Source organism: Bacteroides clarus YIT 12056 (assembly GCF_900129655.1).
Classification (GTDB): Bacteria; Bacteroidota; Bacteroidia; order Bacteroidales; family Bacteroidaceae; genus Bacteroides; species Bacteroides clarus.
This window is the reverse complement of the sequence record NZ_FQWK01000006.1, coordinates 267,237-287,205: the sequence shown is the minus strand read 5'-3', so window position 1 is coordinate 287,205 and position 19,969 is coordinate 267,237. Positions and strand designations below refer to the sequence as shown.

The following is a 19,969-nucleotide window of genomic DNA, read 5'->3' as shown; positions in this document are numbered from 1 at the left end:
ATATTCACGCTCCCGGGGTGCTACCCCGGGCTATAAGATAAAAAGGCTTTCAGCCTTAGGTTACGCTACATTATTGTTACCTATATATACCCATCGTTACTGATATACGCTCATCGTTACTGATATAAATTCAATTTCAATATTTCAACATTTATTTATTCTCTGAATCGGTTATGTATTACGCTTCCGCCGACGGATAATCGAATCTCAGCTCTTCACCGCGATAAGAATCGTCTACCATATCGCCGTTATAAATAAGGTGTCCGTTGGCAAACGTTTTTTCTACTTTCCAGTTGAACGTATGTCCCTCTAAAGGGCTCCAGCCGCATTTGCTCAGAATCTTGTCGGCGGTAACTTCCCAGGGAGAGTCGGGGCGTACCAGCACTAAGTCCGCCTGATAGCCTTCACGGATATATCCGCGTTGGCAAATACCGTATATTCGGGCAGGCGCATGACACATTTTCTGTACAACCGTTTCCAGTGAGAAAACACCTTCATCCACCAGCCCTAACATGCTGACAAGAGAGAATTGTATCATAGGCATACCTGACATCGCTTTCAGCGCTCCGCCTTCTTTCTCGCTCAACAGATGAGGAGCGTGGTCGGTGGCGATAACGTCAATCAGCCCTGAGTTGACGGCAGCCCGCAGAGCTTCCCGGTCTGTTTTCCGTTTGACGGCGGGGTTACATTTTACGCGTGCGCCCAGACTGTTATAGTGCGCCAGTGTAAAGAGCAAATGCGCCACGCATGCTTCGGATGTGATATTCTTGTCTTCCAGAGGCTCGTCACTAAACAGTTGCAGCTCTTTGGCCGTGGATACGTGCAGAATATGCAGGCGCGCTCCGGCAATTCTCGCCAGACGGACGGCCAGCTCGGAAGATGCGTAACAGGCCGGAACGGAACGGATACCGGGATGGGCGTTGACAGGAATGTCATCCGCTCCTTTGTATTTTTGCCTGTATTTCTCGATATTGGCTTTTATCGTTTCCTGGTCTTCGCAATGAGCGGCAATCAGCATATCCGTACCATTGAATATTTTCAGCAGGCTGTTCATTTTGTCCACCAGCATATTACCGGTACTGGAACCCATAAACAGCTTGATGCCGCAAACGCGATGCTTGTCCAGCTTGTCAAATTCCGTATAGTTATCGTTGGTTGCGCCGAAATAGCAGGAGTGGTTGACGATACATTTCTCATTCAGCAGGTCGAACTTGGCATTCAGGGCATCCAGCGTTACGGTCAGCGGATTGGTGTTGGGCATATCCATAATGGAAGTCACCCCGCCGGCGGCAGCCGCACGGCTTTCCGTCAGGATATCCGCTTTGTGGGTAAGGCCCGGGTCGCGAAAATGCACGTGGTCGTCGATGATGCCGGGCAGCAGGTAGCAGCCTGTTGCATCGATTACTTCTTCACAAGGGGCGGAGAGCGGTTTCCAGTTGGTAAGAACTTCGGCGATGCGTCCGTTTTCTATCACTACCGAACCTTGGATAGACTGTCCTTCGTTGACAATCGTCGCATTGTGTATCAGCGTTCTTTTCATATCTTTAGTTTTTCAAGTTTGGATATTTATGAAACCAACTGTCCCATTTCAGCCGGATTACTCCGAACACGGCTTCTCCGAAAATGCTGCTGTTCATCTTGGACGTTCCCAGTTCCCGGTTGATGAAGATAACCGGTACTTCCTTCACATCCGCTCCGCACTTGTAGGCGGTGAACTTCATCTCTATTTGGAAAGCATAGCCTTTAAAGCGGATGCCGTCCAGATTGATGGTCTGCAATACCCTGCGGCGGTAGCACACAAAGCCGGCGGTAGTATCGTGAATGGGGAGCCCCGTAATGATACGTACATATTTGGAAGCGAAATAAGACATGAGCACACGTCCCATAGGCCAGTTCACCACATTCACGCCGCTGACGTAGCGCGAGCCGATAGCCACATCCGCCCCTTCTTCGGCGCAGGCTTGGTAGAGGCGGGGCAGGTCTTTGGGGTTATGGCTGAAGTCGGCATCCATTTCGAATATATATTCATAGTCGCGTTGCAACGCCCATTTGAATCCGGCTATGTAGGCCGTACCCAGTCCCAGCTTTCCCTTACGCTCCACCATAAACAGGCAGTCGGAAAACTCCCGTTGCAAGTCTTTTACGATAGCGGCAGTACCGTCGGGCGAACCGTCTTCGATAATAAGTATGTGGAATCCGTGCTCCAGGGCAAAAACGGCACGGATGATATTCTCGATGTTTTCCCGTTCGTTGTAGGTAGGGATGATGACAATACTGTCTGATGTCTGCATATTCATTGAAAATATATGGGGCTTATTAATGGGAGCAAATGTAGTGCTTTTCTATTACTTACAGATAAAACTAAGGATTATTTATGTATTTTTGCAACGGAAATTCACCGTAACAATGATTATTACCGAACTGCAACAATTATACGCCGCCCATCCCAATGTAGAAGGCATGTGCAGGCTGCTAAAGAACAATTCCGTCCGTCACCTCTACTGCAGCGGCCTGTGCGCTTCTGCCGCTTCGCTGTTTTCGTCCGTGCTGGTACAGCGGGCTGAATGTCCGTTTGTCTTTATTCTCGGCGATTTGGAAGAAGCCGGGTATTTCTATCACGACCTGACACAGATTTTGGGAGCCGAACGGGTGTTGTTCTTCCCCTCTTCCTTCCGCCGCGCCATAAAGTACGGACAGAAAGATGCCGCCAACGAGATTCTCCGCACGGAAGTGCTGAGCCGCCTGCAGAAAGGCGAGGAAGGGCTTTGCGTGGTTACCAGCCCGGATGCGCTGGCGGAAAAAGTCGTTTCCCGTAAGGAGCTGGGAGATAAAACCTTGAAACTCCATACGGGCGAAAAGGTGGATATGGACTTCGTGACGGAAGTGCTGCGCAGCTACGGCTTCGAGTACGTGGATTATGTGTACGAGCCGGGGCAATATGCCGTGCGCGGCAGTATCATCGATGTCTTTTCCTTTTCTTCCGAATGTCCTTTCCGTATCGATTTCTTCGGAGATGAGGTGGAGAGCATCCGTACGTTTGAGGTGGAGAGCCAGCTTTCCAAAGAGAAGAAAGAGGATATCGTCATTGTCCCCGATTTGAGCCGTAGCCTGGAGCAGGGCGGCAATGGCGGCATGGTATCTTTCCTGGACTTTCTCCGGCCGGACACCTTGCTGGCGATGCGTGATTTCCTCTGGCTGCGCGAGCGTATTCAGGCCGTTCACGACGAATCGCTGACCGCCGCGGCCATTGCCGCCCGCGAAGCCGAGGAAAACGGTGCGATATCTCTGGAAGGAAAGTTGATTGACGGGGGAGAGTTTACCTTGCGCGCCCTCGATTTCCGCCGCATGGAATTCGGAACGAAGCCTACCGGAACACCGGACGCGACAGTATCATTCAGTACCGCAGCGCAACCTATCTTCCATAAGAATTTCGACCTGGTGGCGGAAAGCTTCCAGGACTACCTGGCGCGCAACTATACCCTCTATATATGCAGTGACAGCCTGAAACAAACCGACCGTATCCGCGCTATCTTTGAAGACCGGGGAGATAACATCTCCTTTACCCCCGTTGAGCGTACCTTGCACGAGGGCTTTGCCGACGATACTCTGCGTCTCTGCATCTTTACCGACCACCAGTTGTTCGACCGTTTTCACAAATACAACCTGAAAAGCGATAAAGCCCGCAGCGGCAAGGTGGCTTTGAGCCTGAAAGAGTTGAATCAGTTTACTCCCGGAGATTACGTGGTGCATACCGACCACGGCGTGGGACGTTTTACGGGATTGGTGCGTATTCCCAACGGAGATACGACGCAGGAAGTGATGCGTCTGGTCTATCAGAATGACGATGTGGTCTTTGTCTCCATCCATTCTTTGCATAAGGTTTCCAAGTACAAAGGCAAAGAAGGCGAAGCTCCCCGTCTCAACAAGCTGGGTACCGGCGCATGGGAGAAACTGAAAGACCGTACCAAGACCAAGATTAAGGATATAGCCCGCGACCTGATAAAGCTCTATTCGCAACGGCGCGAGGAGAAAGGTTTTCAATACAGCCCCGACAGTTTCCTGCAACGGGAGCTGGAAGCGTCTTTCATTTACGAGGATACCCCCGACCAAAGCAAGGCGACCGCCGACGTAAAGGCGGATATGGAAAGCGCCCGCCCCATGGACCGGCTGGTATGCGGCGACGTAGGCTTCGGCAAGACCGAGGTTGCCGTGCGTGCCGCTTTCAAGGCGGTGGCGGACAACAAGCAGGTGGCCGTCCTCGTTCCCACCACCGTTCTTGCCTATCAGCATTTCCAGACTTTCAAGGAGCGCCTGAAAGGCCTGCCCTGCCGTGTGGAATATCTGAGCCGCGCCCGGACGGCAGCACAGGCCAAGGCCGTTGTCAAGGGTCTTGCGGACGGTGAGGTGAATATCCTTATCGGTACCCACCGCATTTTGGGTAAAGACGTTAAGTTCAAAGACCTCGGCTTGCTGATTATCGACGAAGAACAGAAATTCGGTGTCTCCGTCAAGGAGAAGCTCCGCCAACTGAAAGTGAACGTGGACACCCTGACCATGACCGCCACGCCCATTCCCCGTACCTTGCAGTTCTCCCTGATGGGCGCGCGCGACTTGAGCGTCATCCAGACACCGCCGCCCAACCGTTATCCCATTCAGACGGAAGTGCATACTTTCAGCGACGATATCATCACCGATGCCATCAATTTCGAAATGAGCCGCAACGGGCAGGTGTTCTTTGTAAACAACCGTATCTCCAATCTCTCCGAACTGAAAGCGATGATAGAGCGCAACATTCCCGATTGCCGTGTCTGCATCGGTCACGGGCAAATGGAACCCGCCGAACTGGAAAAGATTATTCTCGACTTTGTCAACTATGATTATGACGTATTGCTCGCCACTACCATCATTGAGAGCGGTATCGACATACCGAACGCCAATACCATCATCATCAACCAGGCGCAGAATTTCGGCTTGAGCGACCTGCACCAGATGCGCGGCCGTGTGGGGCGCAGCAATAAAAAGGCTTTCTGCTATTTGCTGGCTCCCCCCTTGTCCTCGCTTACGCCGGAAGCCAAACGCCGCTTGCAGGCTATCGAGAACTTCTCCGACTTAGGCAGCGGCATCCACATCGCCATGCAGGACCTCGACATTCGCGGCGCGGGTAATATGCTCGGCGCAGAGCAAAGCGGCTTCATTGCTGACCTGGGTTACGAAACCTATCAGAAGATATTGTCCGAAGCCGTGCACGAGCTGAAGACCGATGAGTTTGCCGACCTCTATGCCGACGAGCTGAAAGGCGACGGTACTATCAGCGGTGAGCAATTTGTAGACGAATGCCAGGTGGAGAGCGACCTTGAGCTGTTGCTGCCCGCCACCTACGTCACCGGCAGCAGCGAGCGTATGTTGCTCTATCGCGAACTGGACGGCCTGACGCTGGACAAGGACGTGGATGCTTTCCGCGCCCGTCTCGAAGACCGTTTCGGACCTATCCCCCCCGAGACGGAAGAATTGCTCCGTATCGTTCCCCTGCGCCGTCTTGCGGCACGTCTGGGAACGGAAAAGGTGTTCCTCAAAGGCGGCCGCATGACGCTGTTCTTTGTTTCCAATCCGGACAGCCCTTACTATCAGAGTCAGGCTTTCGGCAAAGTCATTGCCTACATGATGAAATATACTCGCCGTTGCGACCTGCGGGAGCAGAATAACAAGCGGAGCATGGTAGTGAAAGACGTCACTACCGTGGAAGAGGCTGTGGCGGCGTTACAGGAGATTGTGGCGATGCAGGTGGAAGAATAGGTCAGTCTGTTGTTGCTTTGATATATATTTTGTGTGACCCTCTGCCCGTATGGCCGATTCCGCTTTCGGGCATTTCGCTCCACTGTTTCAGCTCTTGTGCGGCGGCGTTGCGCAGTAGTCCTGTCAGTTCGCAGTAGTCACCTACTTTCAGCAACGGATGCGACTCTAAATAGTCTTGCGCCAGTTTCAGCCGTTGTCCGGCGGTGTAGCGTGAGGAGGAGTGCCGGAACTTCCATTTAGAGCGGTCCAGTATGCAACTTCGTCCTGTCTCGTAGATGAAATCCTTGTCTGCACGGAAGTTGATGTTATCTACACAGATACTTCTTACGTTGCGTTTTTGTCCGCCCTGTTCGGCGCTTTCCCGTTCAAAACCTTCGCGCAACCCTAACGAGGGAGTGAATACACCCAGTCCGTCCACTTTCACCGAGTGTCCTTCGCCCATTTCACGGGCTATGGCCTGGGTGAGTGATTTTACCAGTCCGATGATGTCGCCGGGAGTAAAGGTACTGGCGTAGTTGATGCGTTGGGCAAGGTAGTCCAAATCTACCTGTCCCCAAATCTTGATACGGGGGAAGAGTATTTTTTCACCGTCTTCGTTGGGAAGATTAGAGGTCTGCATTTGATATTCTGCCATGATGTTTTTTGTTGTTTACGGGTTGATAATTCGGTGATGGATGTCCGTCCTGCATGGGGCTAAGGAAGAAGTGGCATGGGGTAGGGACGAAAGTAGGCGGACTTGCTTACCGGGGAGACTTAACCTATGCTTTAAACTGTATCTTCAGTTTAAAGATATGTATCTTTAGGCTGGAGATGGCGGTCTTTAACCTAAAGATGTTCATCTTGAGCGTAAAGATACGGCTTATTTCCTATATGAGCAAGCCTTTCTCCTAAGAAGTGAGTACTTGATACGGGGAGTGTGAGTGCTTCTTTATGAATGGTTGGCAATTCGCTGTTTGACAGCGGTTGTTGGGAAGATTGGGACGGAGTACTTTACTTGTCCGTATCTTCCTATTTCCCGTACAGTTTGTCAATCAAGTCCTTCCGTCCTATCCGCCGCAGTTCATTGATGATATTTCTCCGTTCTTCGGGTTTGTACCAGAAGAAGAACTGACGCTGCGCCAGTTTCTCGCGTTGTGTTTTGGCGCTGAACACGGGTTCCAGGGTATAGGGGTGGAAACCTGTGTACCACGCTTCGGTGGCGACGGTCATGGGGGTGGGAGTAAAGTCCTGTACCTGCTCCAGATGAAAGTCCAGACGCTTGGTAATGACGGCAAGTTCCGCCATGTCCTCTTCCTTGCAGCCTGGGTGGCTGGAGATGAAGTAGGGGATGAGCTGCTGCCGCAGGCCTTCTTCACGATTGATTCGGTCGAATATCTTTTTGAACTCTCCGAACTGGCTGAACGGCGGTTTGCGCATGATGTCGAGCACGCGTTCCGAGGTGTGTTCCGGCGCGACTTTAAGGCGGCCGCTTACATGACGGGCTATGAGTTCGCGGGTATATTCCTGCGTGCTTTTGTTGGTTTTGGGGTCTTTGCTTTGGTGCAGCAGCAAGTCGTAGCGCACACCGCTGCCTATGAATGACTTTTTGATGCCCGGCAGACTGTCTACCGCATGATAAATATCGAGTAGCGGGCTGTGGTCTGTGTTCAGGTTAGGGCACACTTTGGGGTGGATGCACGACGGGCGTTTGCATTTCTTGCATACGGCTTCATTGCGTCCCCGCATCTTGTACATATTGGCGGAGGGGCCGCCCAAATCACTGAGATACCCTTTGAAGTCCGGTAATTCCATTACGGCCTTTACTTCCTTCAAGATGCTTTCCTTGCTGCGGCTGACGATAAACTTGCCCTGATGCGCCGAGATGGTACAGAAAGCGCAACCGCCGAAACATCCGCGATGGATGTTGACGGAGAACTTAATCATATCGTATGCGGGTATGCGCTTTCCCTTGTATTTGGGATGTGGAAGGCGGGTATAGGGGAGGTCGAAAGAACGGTCGAGTTCCGCTTCCGTCAGGGGCGGGTAAGGCGGATTGACAACGACGGTTTGCCTGCCTACGGTCTGCAGGATGCGCGATGCGGCGTATTTATTGCTCTCTTCTTCGATATGGCGGAAATTGGCGGCCTGTTTCTTCTTGTCTTTCAGGCATTCTTCGTGCGAGAAAAGGGTGATGTCCCCTTCCTGCGGCTGCACTTCTTTAGTAAGATAAGCCAGTTGGGGGATGTCGAGAATAGGTTGCTGCCGCTTTAATCTTCTTACAAGCTCCACAATGGGTTTCTCACCCATACCGTACGTCAACGCATCGGCGCCGCTGTCCGCAAGAATGCTGGGACGCACGCGGTCTTGCCAATAGTCGTAATGCGTCAGCCGGCGCATGCTCGCTTCGATACCGCCCAATATGACGGGCACATCGGGATATAGTTTTTTAAGGATTTGGGTATAGACAATCGAGGGATATTCGGGGCGCATGTCCGGACGTGCGTCGGGAGTATAGGCATCATCGCTGCGCAGACGTTTGTTGGCGGTGTATTTATTGACCATACTGTCCATACAGCCTGCGCTGACGCCGAAGAAGAGGCGGGGACGCCCCAGTTTCTTAAAATCCCGTAAGTCGTCTCGCCAGTTGGGTTGGGGAATAATCGCCACACGCAGTCCTTCCGCTTCGAGTATGCGCCCTATGACGGCTGCCCCGAACGATGGATGGTCTACATACGCGTCACCGCTGAACAAAATAACGTCCAGTTCATCCCACCCGCGAAGTTCCACTTCTTTCTTGGTTGTAGGCAACCAATCAGTCAGTCTGTATTCTTTCATGGGTGCAAAGATACGGAAAGTTTTAATTACTTACAGAACTGCACCAGCATTTCCTCTCCGTCATAAATCTCACGGAAGCCGATTTGCTGTTCGGCGAGATACTCCTTGAGGTCATTAAAGGCGGTTGCGTCGTCCATAATGATTTCCAGTTTCTCGCCTTTCCCGGCTTCGCACATGGCCTTTACGGCGGGGATGAGAGGGCTGTAAAGCTTCTGTCCGCGTGTGTCGATGGTTTTCATTTATCTTCTTCCTCTTCTATGGTTTCTTGCCGGGAAAGCCATTGCAGGTAGAGCTTGATAAGCTGCTGCAGCCCGAAGGCTTTCATGTTGTTGTGATAGATAACGTCGATGCAGAGGTCGAGCAGGTCTTTACTGTCTTCTTCCTGAGCGGCGATGAGGGAACGGATATTCAGCTTGAGCTTGTCGAGCACGGTTTCGTCCACGATGCCGTTGCTGTCGATGAGATGACGGAAGAGGCCGTATTTCTCGATGGTGGCGAGATTCTCTTCCGATATTTCCAGGTTGCGGGTTCCGCTGGGATTGGCTTGTATAGTGTACATGGCGTTAATGTTTTAATGATTAATGTTTAGTAATCGATGTTTTCTGTAAAAGCAAAGATAAGTTTTTCACCACAGATTATGCATATTTCCACAGATTATTTATCAAGATTGTCGTTATTATCTGTTCATACCCGTATTATCTGCCGTAAAGAAGTGCAGTATGGATGCCATAACCGCTGTTCTGTTTGCTTCTTCCCGAATGCTTTCAAAGGGAAATGACATGACGAAAGTACGGTAGTCGTTACCTTTATAGGCTATGGCGGCCGGTTGGTTCCCGTCTGCATAGGTCATGACTGGAAAAGCGGTTGCCATAGGCAGGATACAGTCGGGGGCCGTTACGGGATAGGCCTGCTCGTTGGGCAGACGGGGGATGCTGAGGCTGCGCCCCAAGCCTTGTATGCCGATTTGCCCGCCGGATGTCTGTAAACTGTTACCGAAGCGGTATTTCAGGACGTTTTGGGTAAATTCCCGGTTGCCTTGCGAATCGTTCATGTCGCTGCCTATGTAGGCGCCGCTGACCAACAGGTTGCCGCCCGACCGGCAGTAGGCTGCCAAGGCGCGCTGCATGGGCGAGGAGAAAGTTTTGTAATAGGCTGTCCGTGACAGGTTGCCGTCCGCTTTTTCCAATCCCAGAATATAGTCTGCTATCGGATAGTCTTCCAATGCCACACTGCCGCTTTCCACAGCTTCGTCACTGCATGAAGTGAAGCTGTAGCCGCCTGCCGCCTGTATGGCTTTGCCATGCATAAAGGGGTAGTCGAAGGTGTTCCCGGCTATTTTCATGCCTTCATATTCATTGCCGCTTTCTCCCAAACGTTTTCCGGCTTCTTTACGGTTGAAGTTCTGCTGGATGCCGCAGAGGGATATATCGTATAGATAAGGTACGCCGGGGTCTTGAACCATGTCAAATCCCGCTTCGTCGGGCGTGTTTACCACAGCGGGACCACTGATGCGGTCGAAGCCGTTGATGATAAGTACACGCGCCTTTTCGTGTTCGGACTTGTAGGCCGCGAGGATTTCGGACGGGAAGCTTTCTCCACCCCGGTTCACTGCCGTTACTTTGAAAGAATAGACGATGCCCGGTTCTATCTTTACGGTATGGAACGGATTGTTTACACGTACGCCGTTGTCAAATCCGCCCCGTCCGATACGTGTGTAGACAATGTATTCGCGGGGTGTGGCGGTGGGTTCCAGTGGGTCGTTCACTCCTTTCCAGGAAAGCTCCAGCGTATTTTTCTTCTTGCCGAAGCGGATGGCGAAATTGCTGACGGGCAAGGGCTGCACAACGTATTCTTTCTTATGCTGCGTGCAGATATATTGCAGGATGGATTTGTACAGGGCGCGGCTGGCCGTGAACTTGAAATTGGGGTCGTGTCCCAAACGCATGTCCGCAAAGTTCTGGTGCGAGAGAATCTCCACGATTGCGGAAGGAACGGCGGGTAGGCGGGTTTCGCTGTAATTGCGGTTCCACATGCTGCGGCGTGTCCAGTCCGTATTGAAAATGGAACGGATGTCTTGCCGCAAGCGGGTGAGGAACAGGTCGGCAAGGTCGCGCGAGGCGTAACGGTCTGTTCCCGCCGCCAATTCGCCGTTATTGAAATCGGTGGTATAGATGCCGAGTGTTCCTACGATCCGGTCGTCGGTCTTGAAGCCGGCATCGCTGTGCAGTGCCATGCTCATTTCAAACGGTACTCCCAATCCCTGTTCGCCGGGATTGAATACGGAGCCGCCCGACAGATAGTTGATGGCACGCGAACGTACATTGATGTCGTCGGAGAGGTCGTCCTTGCCTTTGTATCCGGCATATACGGGATAGGGCATACCCGCCCATTGCGCGGAGTAACGGGCGCCTTCCAGATAGCGGGGCAGACCGCTGGTTTTGCCGCCGCGCGCAATGTTGCCCATGCCGCCGCCGAAACGTACGGCATCGGCGCATACCACTCCTTTCTCCCGGCTTTCATTGCTCAATACCACCATACCGTAGTCATTGCTTCCTTTGTCGAAAGTAAAAGTACCGAGGTATACCCATGTGCCGCCGCCAATGCGCTGGTTAACTTTAAACTCTGTGACACCGCCGTTGTGGAATACGAGGTATTTGGCATCGCTCACGCTGTTCGGCAGGCTCTGATAGGAAACGTATACGGCGTATTCTCCGGTTTCCGGAATATCGGGAACCCACTCGGCGAAGGCTTTGTTTTTCTTCTTTTCGGTCTGCGCGAAGCGTGCCGTGCCGTCAAGGAAAGGGTTTTCTCCTTCCGCATAGATGCGCTTCCGCTGTGCAAATCCCGGCAGAGAGGTCTTTTCCCAACGTGCTTTCCTGCTTTTCACTTCGAGATAGAGGGAGTTTGTACCGTTCCGGTTGCCGTCGTTGTCTACGATGATTTCCCGTTTCTGCGTGTCGCGTTCGCGAGGGGTGAATACGTTGGCTCCCGCATTTTCCAGCATCGGGATGAGGTAGGGGAGGATGAACGATTGCGTGAATTGGTCTTCGGAGGTACAGAACAGGCGGGGACGCTGCCAGCCCCATTTGTCCTTGCTGTTGATGTAGTACCTTCCGTGACTTTGCCACAGGGCGATGTGCCGTCCTTCCAGTCCCCGGGTTATTTCAAAGGGGCGGGATGCGCGGGTCACCCAAGGGGCGCCTTTGTAATGTATATCCGTAAACAGGCGGTTTTTATCTTTCTTTCCGTTTCTGTATGCGTTGGGGATAAGGTCGCCGATGGAACGTCCGCCGGTAAAGACGGTGATGTCGAAATAGGTAACGGGGCCGGGGAGTATCTTCTTGATGTCCCGGTAAGTCTTTTCCACCGTTTCAGGCCGGAAGGGCTGGTAGGAGAATTTATCATCGGCGTAGATGCTGATGGTTTTTCGGCGGAAGTCTACGCGTACGCTGTCGAGCCGGCATGTACCGATATTGACATCGGCAGGGGCATATGCTTGAAAGAAGGTTTGTAACCGCTCCCGGACGGCCTGTTCTATTTCTTGTGAAAAGAGGGAAGTAACTCCTGCCGACAGGAGCAGTATGGATAAATATAGCTTTCTCATATTCAATAGTTAAGTACCGTACAAAAATACACAAAAAAAGAGTGGGAAGTTCATCGCTTCCCACTCTCTTATCGCTATTTAGTAAACATTTACAGCGGAATGTATTCTACGAATGCTTCCATGGCTTCGTAAGATGCCAGACCCAAGCTGTCGTACAGTGCGGCTGTACCGCGGTTGCGGTCTTCACTGCGTTGCCAGAACAGGCGCTCGTCGTTACCGAGGAACGGTGCGCTTTCCATCTGGCTTTGGTGCTTCAGGATAGAGTTACGTTTGGCGCGCAATTCCTCGGGACTGATGGGCACCGCCATTTCGATGTTTTCAATTTCCCACTCTGCCCATGCGCCGCGGTACATCCAGATGCGGCAGTCTTTCAGCCATTTGGCGCCTTCTTCCTTTTCAAGGTCGATAGCGGCAAATACGGCATCCGTACAAACACGGTGTGTTCCGTGCGGGTCGGCAAGGTCACCGGCAACAAAGATTTGGTGGGGTTTCACTTCGCGCAACAGGTTGCGTACGATTTCCACGTCGGCTTCGCTGATAGGGTTCTTCTGAATCTTACCCGTTTCATAGAACGGCAGGTCGAGGAAGTGGCAGTGATCCAACGGGATATTGTTATAAGTACATGCCGTACGCGCTTCGCCGCGACGAATCAGCCCTTTGATGGTCAGGATATCGCGGGTATCCATATCGCCGTCTTTCTTATCTTTCAGATAGTTGCGGATTTCGGTGTATTTCTCGTTGATGACCTGGTCTTCGCTGTTGTTGAAGAGCTGGTTGAAGCCGTTGATGAAGTGCAGGAAGCGGATTACTTCTTCATCGCCTACGGCAATGTTACCGGAAGTCTCGTATGCCACATGCACGTCATGTTTCTGCTCTACCAGACGGCGGATAGTACCGCCCATAGAGATGACGTCATCATCCGGGTGCGGAGAGAATACAACGACACGTTTGGGATACGGTTTAGCGCGTTCGGGACGATAGGTGTCGTCTGCGTTCGGCTTGCCGCCCGGCCAACCGGTGATGGTATGCTGCAGGTCGTTGAAAATCTTGATATTTACGTTGTATGCAGAGCCGTAAAGGGCAAGCAGTTCGCTCAAACCGTTTTCGTTGTAGTCTTTGTTGGTCAGCTTCAGAATCGGTTTTCCGGTCAGTTGGCACAACCAGACGATGGCGCTGCGAATCAGCTTGTCGTTCCATTCGCAGGAAGTTACCAGCCAGGGACGTTGGATACGTGTCAGGTTGGCGGCTGCCGAAAGGTCGATGGCGATATGGGCATTGTTGTGCGTTTGCAGGTAAGATGCGGGGATTGTATCTGTTACGTTGCCTTCTACACACTCTTTTACCATTTTGGCCTTTTCTTCACCCCATGCCAGCAAATATACTTTCTTGGCCGAGAGAATTGTGGCTACACCCATTGTAATGGAGCTTACCGGAGTGCTTTCAATGCTTCCGAACATCTTGGACGCTTCGTTGCGTGAGTCGCTGTCCAGCAAAATCAAACGGGTGGTGGAGTTCAGGCGCGAACCCGGTTCGTTGAAACCGATGTTGCCGACACGTCCGATACCCAATACGGCTACGTCGATACCGCCGAAGCTTTCGATGCGTTGCTCGTACAAGCGGCAATATTCGAAAATGGTGTCTTTGGCGATAGTACCGTTGGGGCTGAATACGTTCTGCATGTCAATGTCCACGTGGTCGAGCAGCATTTCCTTCAATGCGTTGAGGTTGCTGTTGACTGCGTCCGAAGCCAGCGGATAATATTCGTACAGGTTGAATACCACTACATTGCGGAAACTCAGTCCTTCTTCCTTATGCATACGCACGAGGGCTGAATAGACATTGCGCGGCGAGTTACCGCCGGCCAGCGCCAATACGCAGAAACGTCCGGCTTTCTGCTTGTCACGAATCACTTGTGCGATATCCAAAGCAATCTGGTTGGCTCCTTCTTCGGGAGACTCGTAAATGTCTGTCGGAATTTTTTCGAGACGTGTCAGTACCGATCGCTCGAAAGCGTTCTCAGGTCGATAGTACCTGGGGGATACTCTGTTCAGAGTAATTTGAGAACTAAGATTGGTTTTCATACAATAATTGGTTATTAATAAATGATTAAAGCTGTTCGCTTGTTCAAAACTTAACAAAAATACGAAAAACAAAGTTCATTCGCATTATGTTGAAATAAATTTTATGATAAAGTATCGGTTTCAGGCACTAATTTGCCCATTGCCCATACCGCTCTGATTTTCAAATCTTCGTCCATTACGATAATGTCGGCGTCTTTTCCTTTCTGGAGCGAACCCTTACGGTCGTATACGCCCATAATGCGAGCCGGTGTTTCGGACACCATACGCACGGCGTCCGCCAATGGTATGTCGGCCTTCTGTACCATTGTGCGTATCAGGCGGTCCATCGTTGCCACGCTGCCGGCAAGGGCGGAGTGGTCGGCCAGCTTGCATACGCCGTCCTCAATGATGACACGCGGGTCGAAAGCTTCCTTGCTGTCGCTGGCGGCACATGCCAGAGCATCGGTGATGGCGCACATCCGTTCCACGCCTTTTATCTTGTAGACCAGGCGCAGGATTGTGGGTGGTACGTGGATACCGTCGGCCACTACTTCCACGGTCATGTCGTCCATGAGGTAGATGCTCTCCACGGTACCTTCGTATTTATATTCACGGCGTTTATGGAATCCGGGCATCGCGTTGTAGAAGTGCGTGGCATGCGTATATCCGGCTTCATAGGCGGTGCGTATATCTTCAAATTCGGCTTGGGTATGGGCTACCGAGGCCAAGATGCCTTTTCCGGTGATGTATTTACCGAACTGCATGGCTCCGGGTAATTCAGGAGCGGCGTCCCAACGCTTGATGCAGTGCCAGTTTTCTACGATGGGGATATATTCGTTGGGATCGGGGTTCTTGATGTTCTCGGGCATCTGTCCGCCGGCCATCGCCATGTTCAGATAGTGGCCTTCGAGGTGCAGACCCAGTATCGGGCTGTCTTTTTCCGCCATCATCTTCGTACAAGTCTCTGCCGCCTGTTCAATCATCGGTACGGTAGAAGAGGACAGGGTGGGGAATATGCTGGTGGTTCCGTATTTCATGTGAGTTTTTACGGCACCGCGAAAAGCGTCTTCGGTACATTCCATAAAGTCGCGTCCGCCGCCGCCATGTGCATGGATTTCTACACCGCCGGGCAGTACATACATTCCTTTTACATCAATCAGTTGTGCGCCGATAACGGCAAGGTCGCAATTGGTTACTTCTAAAATTTTCCCGTCTCTGATGAGTACGGAACCATCCTTGAGCCAACCTTGCGGGGTCAGGATGCGTGCGTTGATAAGTTGAGTCAACATAGGATTTAGGGGTTAGTGTTAATAAATTAATTGTTTCAGTCGTCAGACATCGTTTCAAAGGACAAAAATAACTACTTTTTGGGTAAGATGCACTCCATGCATTTAGGTATTTTCATTAAATACTCTAAAATTTGATGCGTAATGTTTAAAGAAATACCTATTTAATATCTTTTAATCGGGATGATGGTCAGTGAAAACTTTAATTTCGTTACTTTGAAGAAAATAGGAATTAAAGAGAGTTAGAGGGAGTTGTCACTCCTTAATAAGACGAATCAGGAGTTTAAACAGCAAATAGCTAAGTATGATTGAGCAATTAAACCGATTAGATGATTAAATTGATTAGATAATTAAATTGATTAAACTGATTAGATGATTAACAGATTAGATAATTAACTGATTAGACAAATTCTAAGCCTTTCAGCCTTAGGTTACTCTATTATTAACTCTTGATTCGCATTAATAATAAAAACGATTGATTATGAAAACATGGAAAGCAGAAGCCGCCATTATTGCTGTCGGTATGGTTTTGTTGGGAGTGGTAATAAAATGGGGTATAAACGATTTTATAGATAAGGAGCGTATTGTCAGCGTAAAAGGGCTGGCTGAGATGGAAGTCCCCGCCGATAAGGTAATATGGCCTTTGATGTATAAGGATATCGGGAACGACCCGTCTTTGCTTTATGCCAATATGGAGCAGAAGAACAAAGTTATTGTAAAGTTTCTGGAAAGTAACGGCATCGCTAAAGAAGAAATCAGCATTGCTCCGCCCGAAGTGATAGACATGCAGGCCGAACGTTACGGAAACCGTGATATAGCTTATCGGTACAATGCCACATCGGTCATTACGGTCACTTCAAAGAATGTAGACAAGGTGCGGAAGTTGATGTCGGAACAAGCCGAGCTGCTGAAACAGGGTATTGCCATCAGCGGGGGCGATTACCGCTATAACGTGGTATACGAGTTTACGGGCTTGAATGACGTGAAACCGCAAATGATAGAAGAAGCTACGAAGAATGCCCGTGCCGCAGCCGAGAAGTTTGCGAAAGACTCGGACAGCAGTCTGGGTAAGATACGGAATGCTTCGCAGGGACAATTCTCCATTTCGGACAGAGATGCCAATACACCTTATATTAAGAGCATACGCGTAGTGACTACCGTGAACTATTATCTGAAACGATAGTGAAAGAATCCGCATCTTTCCATGCGGGAAACTTGTTTCTGAATGCTTGCAGCGCGGAAAGTTCGAGGGGTACGGTGGCTGTCCCTTCTTCATTGTCGGGTACCTGAGCCATCAGTTCGCCCTTATATGAGTAGATTGCGCTGCCGCCGTCGTAAGGGAATCGATTACCGTCTTTACCGACACGGTTTACGCCGCAGACGTAACTTATGTTCTCCAGCGCACGCGCTTGCAAAAGAACGTCCCAGACTTTTCGCCGGGGTACAGGCCAGTTGGCGACGTAAATCAACAGGTCGTATCCGTTGTTTACATTCCTGCTCCATACGGGGAAACGAAGGTCGTAGCAGACGAGCAACAGTATGTTCCAGCCCCGGTAAGGGATTACGGTACGGCGATTGCCCGCCGTGAAATGTTCCGTTTCGTTGCCCATGCGGAACAAGTGCCGCTTGTCGTAAAAATAGGCTTCTCCTTCGGGAGTGAGGAAAAAGGCGCGGTTGTAATAGGCGGGATATTCGCGGGATAATGGATTATCTTCGGATGAAACGGAGTTTTCTTCGCAGGAAATGTAGCTTCCGGCGATGGCTATCCGGTATTCAGACGCCCATTGGCGCAGCGTGGTGATGGTGTCGCCCGTTACCGGTTCCGCCAGTTTATCGGTATTCATGCTGAATCCGGTAGAAAAAGTCTCCGGCAAAACAACAATCTCCGCCGCTCCGCGAAGTGTTTCCAGCTTTTCGCGAAGACGACGGAGATTGTCTTGTTTATTTTCCCAAGCAATATCCGTTTGCAGGATACTGACACGTAGTCGGTTCATTGTGACGAACGGTTGTCGGAAACCGTTTTTTTAAATCGTTCCGATTGAGAAGTTCTCGGGAATCTTTCCATGAAAGTCCTTGAAATAGAGTTTTATCTCATGCATATCCTTTTCAAAATCTCCCGTCGGCATTATTGCCTTGGTGGAAGTTATGGTCTTGGAAGGATAATCTATACCGATGAGCATGATGGGAACTTGCGCTTTCAATGCAATGAAGTAAAATCCCTTTTTCCAGTTAGGGTTGGGTTTACGCGTTCCTTCCGGGGTGATGGCCAAATGGAACTGTTTGCTTTCGGCAAATTTGTTGGCCATCTGGTCTACCAAGGAAGTATTCCGGCTCCGGTCTACCGGTATTCCGCCGACGGCTTTGAATATCAATCCCAAAGGAAAGAAAAACCACTCTTTTTTCATCATGAAGCTGGTCTTCCGTCCGATGGCGCCGTAAAACAGTTTGCCGATAAATAAATCCCAGTTGGATGTATGCGGTGCCGCGCAGATGATGCATTTGTCATAGTTGGGCACTGTTACATTTGTTTTCCAGCCTAACAGGCGATAATAGATAAAACTATATAGTCTTTTCTTCATTCTTATTATTTAAGTTTGCCGATAGCTTCAATGATTTCGTCTACTTTTGCGTTAAAATCAGAACGGAATTTTTTGTAGTAACCTTTTACATTTCCCGGTTCGGTGTGGCTGATGCGGCTGATGAATTCATCTTGCATTTTCAGAATCTCACTCATTAGCTCGTCGGCTTTCTTCTTGTCTGTTCCGGGTACATACAGACTGTTCACAAGACATTCGGTGAATAACTCACCGGCGATATAGTTGACGTTCTTCTTCAATACTTTTCTACTTGCCATAATCTTTACTTTTTATGTGAATAAATTGAATTATTTTCGGTAAAGATAGTGTTTTTCTCAATGACTGGAGAGGAAAAATGGGATTTTATGTGTTTTTAATGAGAAGTAGTTCGTAGAATAATTCTACATTTGTGGAGATTTTCTACAATGCAAGTGTGGAAGATGAATGTGACGGGGATACTTTATGCGTATGCTTATAGCTGATAACTAAACTATTATATAACAAATATAGCCTTTGTTGTGTTTTGGCATCGCGTTTGCTTTGAAAAGAGAAACAGGGTTAATTTTAATAAACAAACAAGCATGAGACTATTTTTTACGAAAAGAGAATTAAAGCTGAGAAAGAAAAGGGTAATAATGATGATAGCCTGTATGGCGGTACTGCTTGCCGGTTATCTGATATTGACCTGGCCGAAGAAAGTTCAGCCGGAAGCGCCCACTGTGATTGTGGAGCCTGCCGAAGTTGGTGATGTGGAAATTTTTGGCGAATATGTAGGCCGTATTCGCGCGCAGCAGTTTGTAGAAGTTCGTGCGCGCGTAGAGGGATACCTGGAGAGTATGCTTTTCGCCGAAGGTAAGTATGTAACAAAGAATCAAGTCTTGTTTGTCATCAATCAGGACCAGTACCGTGCAAAGGCTGATAAGGCCCGCGCGCAGTTGAAGAAAGACGAGGCGCAGGCGTTGAAGGCCAAACGTGACCTGGAGCGTATTCGCCCTTTGTATGCGCAGAATGCCGCCAGCCAATTGGATTTGGATAATGCGCAGGCCGCTTATGAAACCGCCGAGGCTTCCGTTTCCATGAGCCAGGCCGATTTGGATCAGGCGGAACTGGAACTGGGGTATACAATCGTGCGTTCCCCCTTGTCGGGACATATCAGTGAAAGAAACGTGGACTTGGGAACATTGGTAGGTCCGGGAGCCAAATCGTTGCTCGCTACCGTGGTGAAGAGCGATACCGTATTGGTGGACTTCAGTATGACCGCATTGGATTACCTTAAAAGCAAGGAACGCAATATCGAGATAGGCCGTCAGGATTCTACCCGTTCCTGGCAACCCAATATTACGATTACTTTGGCTGATAACACTGTCTATCCCTATAAAGGTTATGTAGACTTTGCCGAACCGCAAGTCGACCCGCAAACGGGTACATTCTCCGTTCGCGCCGAGATGCCCAATCCGAACAGGGTCTTGCTGCCGGGACAGTTTACGAAAGTGAAGCTGCTGCTGGATGTGCGCGAAGGTGCGGTAGCGGTCCCCCAAAAGGCGGTTACCATTGAAAAGGGCGGCGCTTATATTTATGTGATGCGCCGCGATTCTACGGTTGAGAAACGTTTCATCGAACTGGGACCGGAGTTTGGCAACAATATGGTTGTTGAGCGCGGACTGGTGGCGGGCGAGCAAGTAGTGACGGAAGGTTTCCACAAACTCACTCCGGGTATGAAAGTGCGTGCGCAGGCGGCGGTTCCAAAAGAGGAAGAAGAACAGCCGGCAGATTCCCTGAACAAGAAAGCCGTTTCCGAGAATAAAGCAAAGGATAACAACCTCTCAAAGTAATGAC

The 19,969-nt window shown here is 50.3% G+C and carries 15 protein-coding genes; 3 read left to right on the top strand and 12 right to left on the bottom strand.

Annotated elements, in window-relative coordinates:
- Positions 1–178: 178 nt before the first annotated feature.
- Both BUB52_RS12790 and BUB52_RS12785 read right to left on the bottom strand, forming a co-directional pair.
- Entirely contained in the window at positions 179–1,540 is a 1,362-nt protein-coding gene (locus BUB52_RS12790; RefSeq protein WP_009120557.1) for a dihydroorotase, read from the bottom strand.
- A 4-nt stretch (positions 1,541–1,544) separates the two neighbouring features.
- The gene (locus tag BUB52_RS12785; protein WP_009120558.1) at positions 1,545–2,297 is read right to left on the bottom strand and encodes a polyprenol monophosphomannose synthase; all 753 of its coding nucleotides are present in this window, start codon (positions 2,295–2,297) and stop codon (positions 1,545–1,547) included.
- A 109-nt stretch (positions 2,298–2,406) separates the two neighbouring features.
- On the opposite strand from BUB52_RS12785, the gene mfd reads away from it, so the two are divergent.
- A complete protein-coding gene (gene mfd / locus BUB52_RS12780; protein WP_039950187.1) occupies positions 2,407–5,793 on the top strand; it encodes a transcription-repair coupling factor in 3,387 nt (1,128 codons plus the stop codon).
- A gap of 1 nt (position 5,794) precedes the next feature.
- Here the strand turns inward: mfd and BUB52_RS12775 are convergent, their stop codons facing one another.
- From BUB52_RS12775 to nagA, 7 genes are all read right to left on the bottom strand, one after another.
- Positions 5,795–6,427: an HU family DNA-binding protein gene (locus BUB52_RS12775; RefSeq protein ID WP_009120560.1), complete on the bottom strand. Its 633-nt coding sequence runs from the start codon at positions 6,425–6,427 to the stop codon at positions 5,795–5,797.
- A 374-nt stretch (positions 6,428–6,801) separates the two neighbouring features.
- Entirely contained in the window at positions 6,802–8,607 is a 1,806-nt protein-coding gene (locus tag BUB52_RS12770; protein ID WP_009120562.1) for a YgiQ family radical SAM protein, read from the bottom strand.
- A gap of 26 nt (positions 8,608–8,633) precedes the next feature.
- Positions 8,634–8,846 carry a sulfurtransferase TusA family protein gene (locus tag BUB52_RS12765; RefSeq protein WP_009120563.1) on the bottom strand — a complete coding sequence of 71 codons (213 nt, stop codon included), beginning with the start codon at positions 8,844–8,846 and terminating at the stop codon, positions 8,634–8,636.
- Complete coding sequence (locus BUB52_RS12760; protein ID WP_009120564.1) at positions 8,843–9,166, bottom strand: hypothetical protein; 324 nt, start codon at positions 9,164–9,166, stop codon at positions 8,843–8,845. The genes BUB52_RS12765 and BUB52_RS12760 overlap by 4 nt, the downstream gene beginning before the upstream one ends.
- A 117-nt stretch (positions 9,167–9,283) precedes the next feature.
- Positions 9,284–12,211 carry a golvesin C-terminal-like domain-containing protein gene (locus BUB52_RS12755; RefSeq protein ID WP_039950190.1) on the bottom strand — a complete coding sequence of 976 codons (2,928 nt, stop codon included), beginning with the start codon at positions 12,209–12,211 and terminating at the stop codon, positions 9,284–9,286.
- Between the two features lie 89 nt (positions 12,212–12,300).
- Positions 12,301–14,292: a glucosamine-6-phosphate deaminase gene (locus tag BUB52_RS12750; RefSeq protein ID WP_009120567.1), complete on the bottom strand. Its 1,992-nt coding sequence runs from the start codon at positions 14,290–14,292 to the stop codon at positions 12,301–12,303.
- 101 nt (positions 14,293–14,393) lie between these two features.
- Entirely contained in the window at positions 14,394–15,560 is a 1,167-nt protein-coding gene (nagA, locus tag BUB52_RS12745) for an N-acetylglucosamine-6-phosphate deacetylase (RefSeq protein ID WP_009120568.1), read from the bottom strand.
- A 478-nt stretch (positions 15,561–16,038) separates the two neighbouring features.
- On the opposite strand from nagA, the gene BUB52_RS12740 reads away from it, so the two are divergent.
- Positions 16,039–16,740 carry an SIMPL domain-containing protein gene (locus BUB52_RS12740; RefSeq protein ID WP_009120569.1) on the top strand — a complete coding sequence of 234 codons (702 nt, stop codon included), beginning with the start codon at positions 16,039–16,041 and terminating at the stop codon, positions 16,738–16,740.
- Here BUB52_RS12740 and BUB52_RS12735 read toward each other — a convergent pair.
- Genes BUB52_RS12735 through BUB52_RS12725 form a run of 3 tightly spaced genes read right to left on the bottom strand, consistent with a single transcriptional unit; the run spans position 16,712 to position 18,411 of the window.
- On the bottom strand, positions 16,712–17,551 hold the full coding sequence (locus BUB52_RS12735; RefSeq protein ID WP_009120570.1) for an amidohydrolase: 840 nt from the start codon (positions 17,549–17,551) through the stop codon (positions 16,712–16,714). The genes BUB52_RS12740 and BUB52_RS12735 overlap by 29 nt on opposite strands.
- A 30-nt stretch (positions 17,552–17,581) precedes the next feature.
- Complete coding sequence (locus BUB52_RS12730) at positions 17,582–18,136, bottom strand: 1-acyl-sn-glycerol-3-phosphate acyltransferase (RefSeq protein ID WP_009120571.1); 555 nt, start codon at positions 18,134–18,136, stop codon at positions 17,582–17,584.
- 5 nt (positions 18,137–18,141) lie between these two features.
- Positions 18,142–18,411 carry a hypothetical protein gene (locus BUB52_RS12725; protein WP_009120572.1) on the bottom strand — a complete coding sequence of 90 codons (270 nt, stop codon included), beginning with the start codon at positions 18,409–18,411 and terminating at the stop codon, positions 18,142–18,144.
- A gap of 303 nt (positions 18,412–18,714) precedes the next feature.
- On the opposite strand from BUB52_RS12725, the gene BUB52_RS12720 reads away from it, so the two are divergent.
- Positions 18,715–19,965 carry an efflux RND transporter periplasmic adaptor subunit gene (locus BUB52_RS12720; protein ID WP_009120573.1) on the top strand — a complete coding sequence of 417 codons (1,251 nt, stop codon included), beginning with the start codon at positions 18,715–18,717 and terminating at the stop codon, positions 19,963–19,965.
- Positions 19,966–19,969 lie beyond the last annotated feature (4 nt).

What these genes read in the sequence shown, in the direction of transcription:
- BUB52_RS12790 (WP_009120557.1), bottom strand. Translation starts at nt 1,540, where the DNA reads ATGAAAAGAACGCTGATACACAATGCGACGATTGTCAACGAAGGACAG.
- BUB52_RS12785 (WP_009120558.1), bottom strand. Translation starts at nt 2,297, where the DNA reads ATGAATATGCAGACATCAGACAGTATTGTCATCATCCCTACCTACAAC.
- mfd (WP_039950187.1), top strand. Translation starts at nt 2,407, where the DNA reads ATGATTATTACCGAACTGCAACAATTATACGCCGCCCATCCCAATGTA.
- BUB52_RS12775 (WP_009120560.1), bottom strand. Translation starts at nt 6,427, where the DNA reads ATGGCAGAATATCAAATGCAGACCTCTAATCTTCCCAACGAAGACGGT.
- BUB52_RS12770 (WP_009120562.1), bottom strand. Translation starts at nt 8,607, where the DNA reads ATGAAAGAATACAGACTGACTGATTGGTTGCCTACAACCAAGAAAGAA.
- BUB52_RS12765 (WP_009120563.1), bottom strand. Translation starts at nt 8,846, where the DNA reads ATGAAAACCATCGACACACGCGGACAGAAGCTTTACAGCCCTCTCATC.
- BUB52_RS12760 (WP_009120564.1), bottom strand. Translation starts at nt 9,166, where the DNA reads ATGTACACTATACAAGCCAATCCCAGCGGAACCCGCAACCTGGAAATA.
- BUB52_RS12755 (WP_039950190.1), bottom strand. Translation starts at nt 12,211, where the DNA reads ATGAGAAAGCTATATTTATCCATACTGCTCCTGTCGGCAGGAGTTACT.
- BUB52_RS12750 (WP_009120567.1), bottom strand. Translation starts at nt 14,292, where the DNA reads ATGAAAACCAATCTTAGTTCTCAAATTACTCTGAACAGAGTATCCCCC.
- nagA (WP_009120568.1), bottom strand. Translation starts at nt 15,560, where the DNA reads ATGTTGACTCAACTTATCAACGCACGCATCCTGACCCCGCAAGGTTGG.
- BUB52_RS12740 (WP_009120569.1), top strand. Translation starts at nt 16,039, where the DNA reads ATGAAAACATGGAAAGCAGAAGCCGCCATTATTGCTGTCGGTATGGTT.
- BUB52_RS12735 (WP_009120570.1), bottom strand. Translation starts at nt 17,551, where the DNA reads ATGAACCGACTACGTGTCAGTATCCTGCAAACGGATATTGCTTGGGAA.
- BUB52_RS12730 (WP_009120571.1), bottom strand. Translation starts at nt 18,136, where the DNA reads ATGAAGAAAAGACTATATAGTTTTATCTATTATCGCCTGTTAGGCTGG.
- BUB52_RS12725 (WP_009120572.1), bottom strand. Translation starts at nt 18,411, where the DNA reads ATGGCAAGTAGAAAAGTATTGAAGAAGAACGTCAACTATATCGCCGGT.
- BUB52_RS12720 (WP_009120573.1), top strand. Translation starts at nt 18,715, where the DNA reads ATGAGACTATTTTTTACGAAAAGAGAATTAAAGCTGAGAAAGAAAAGG.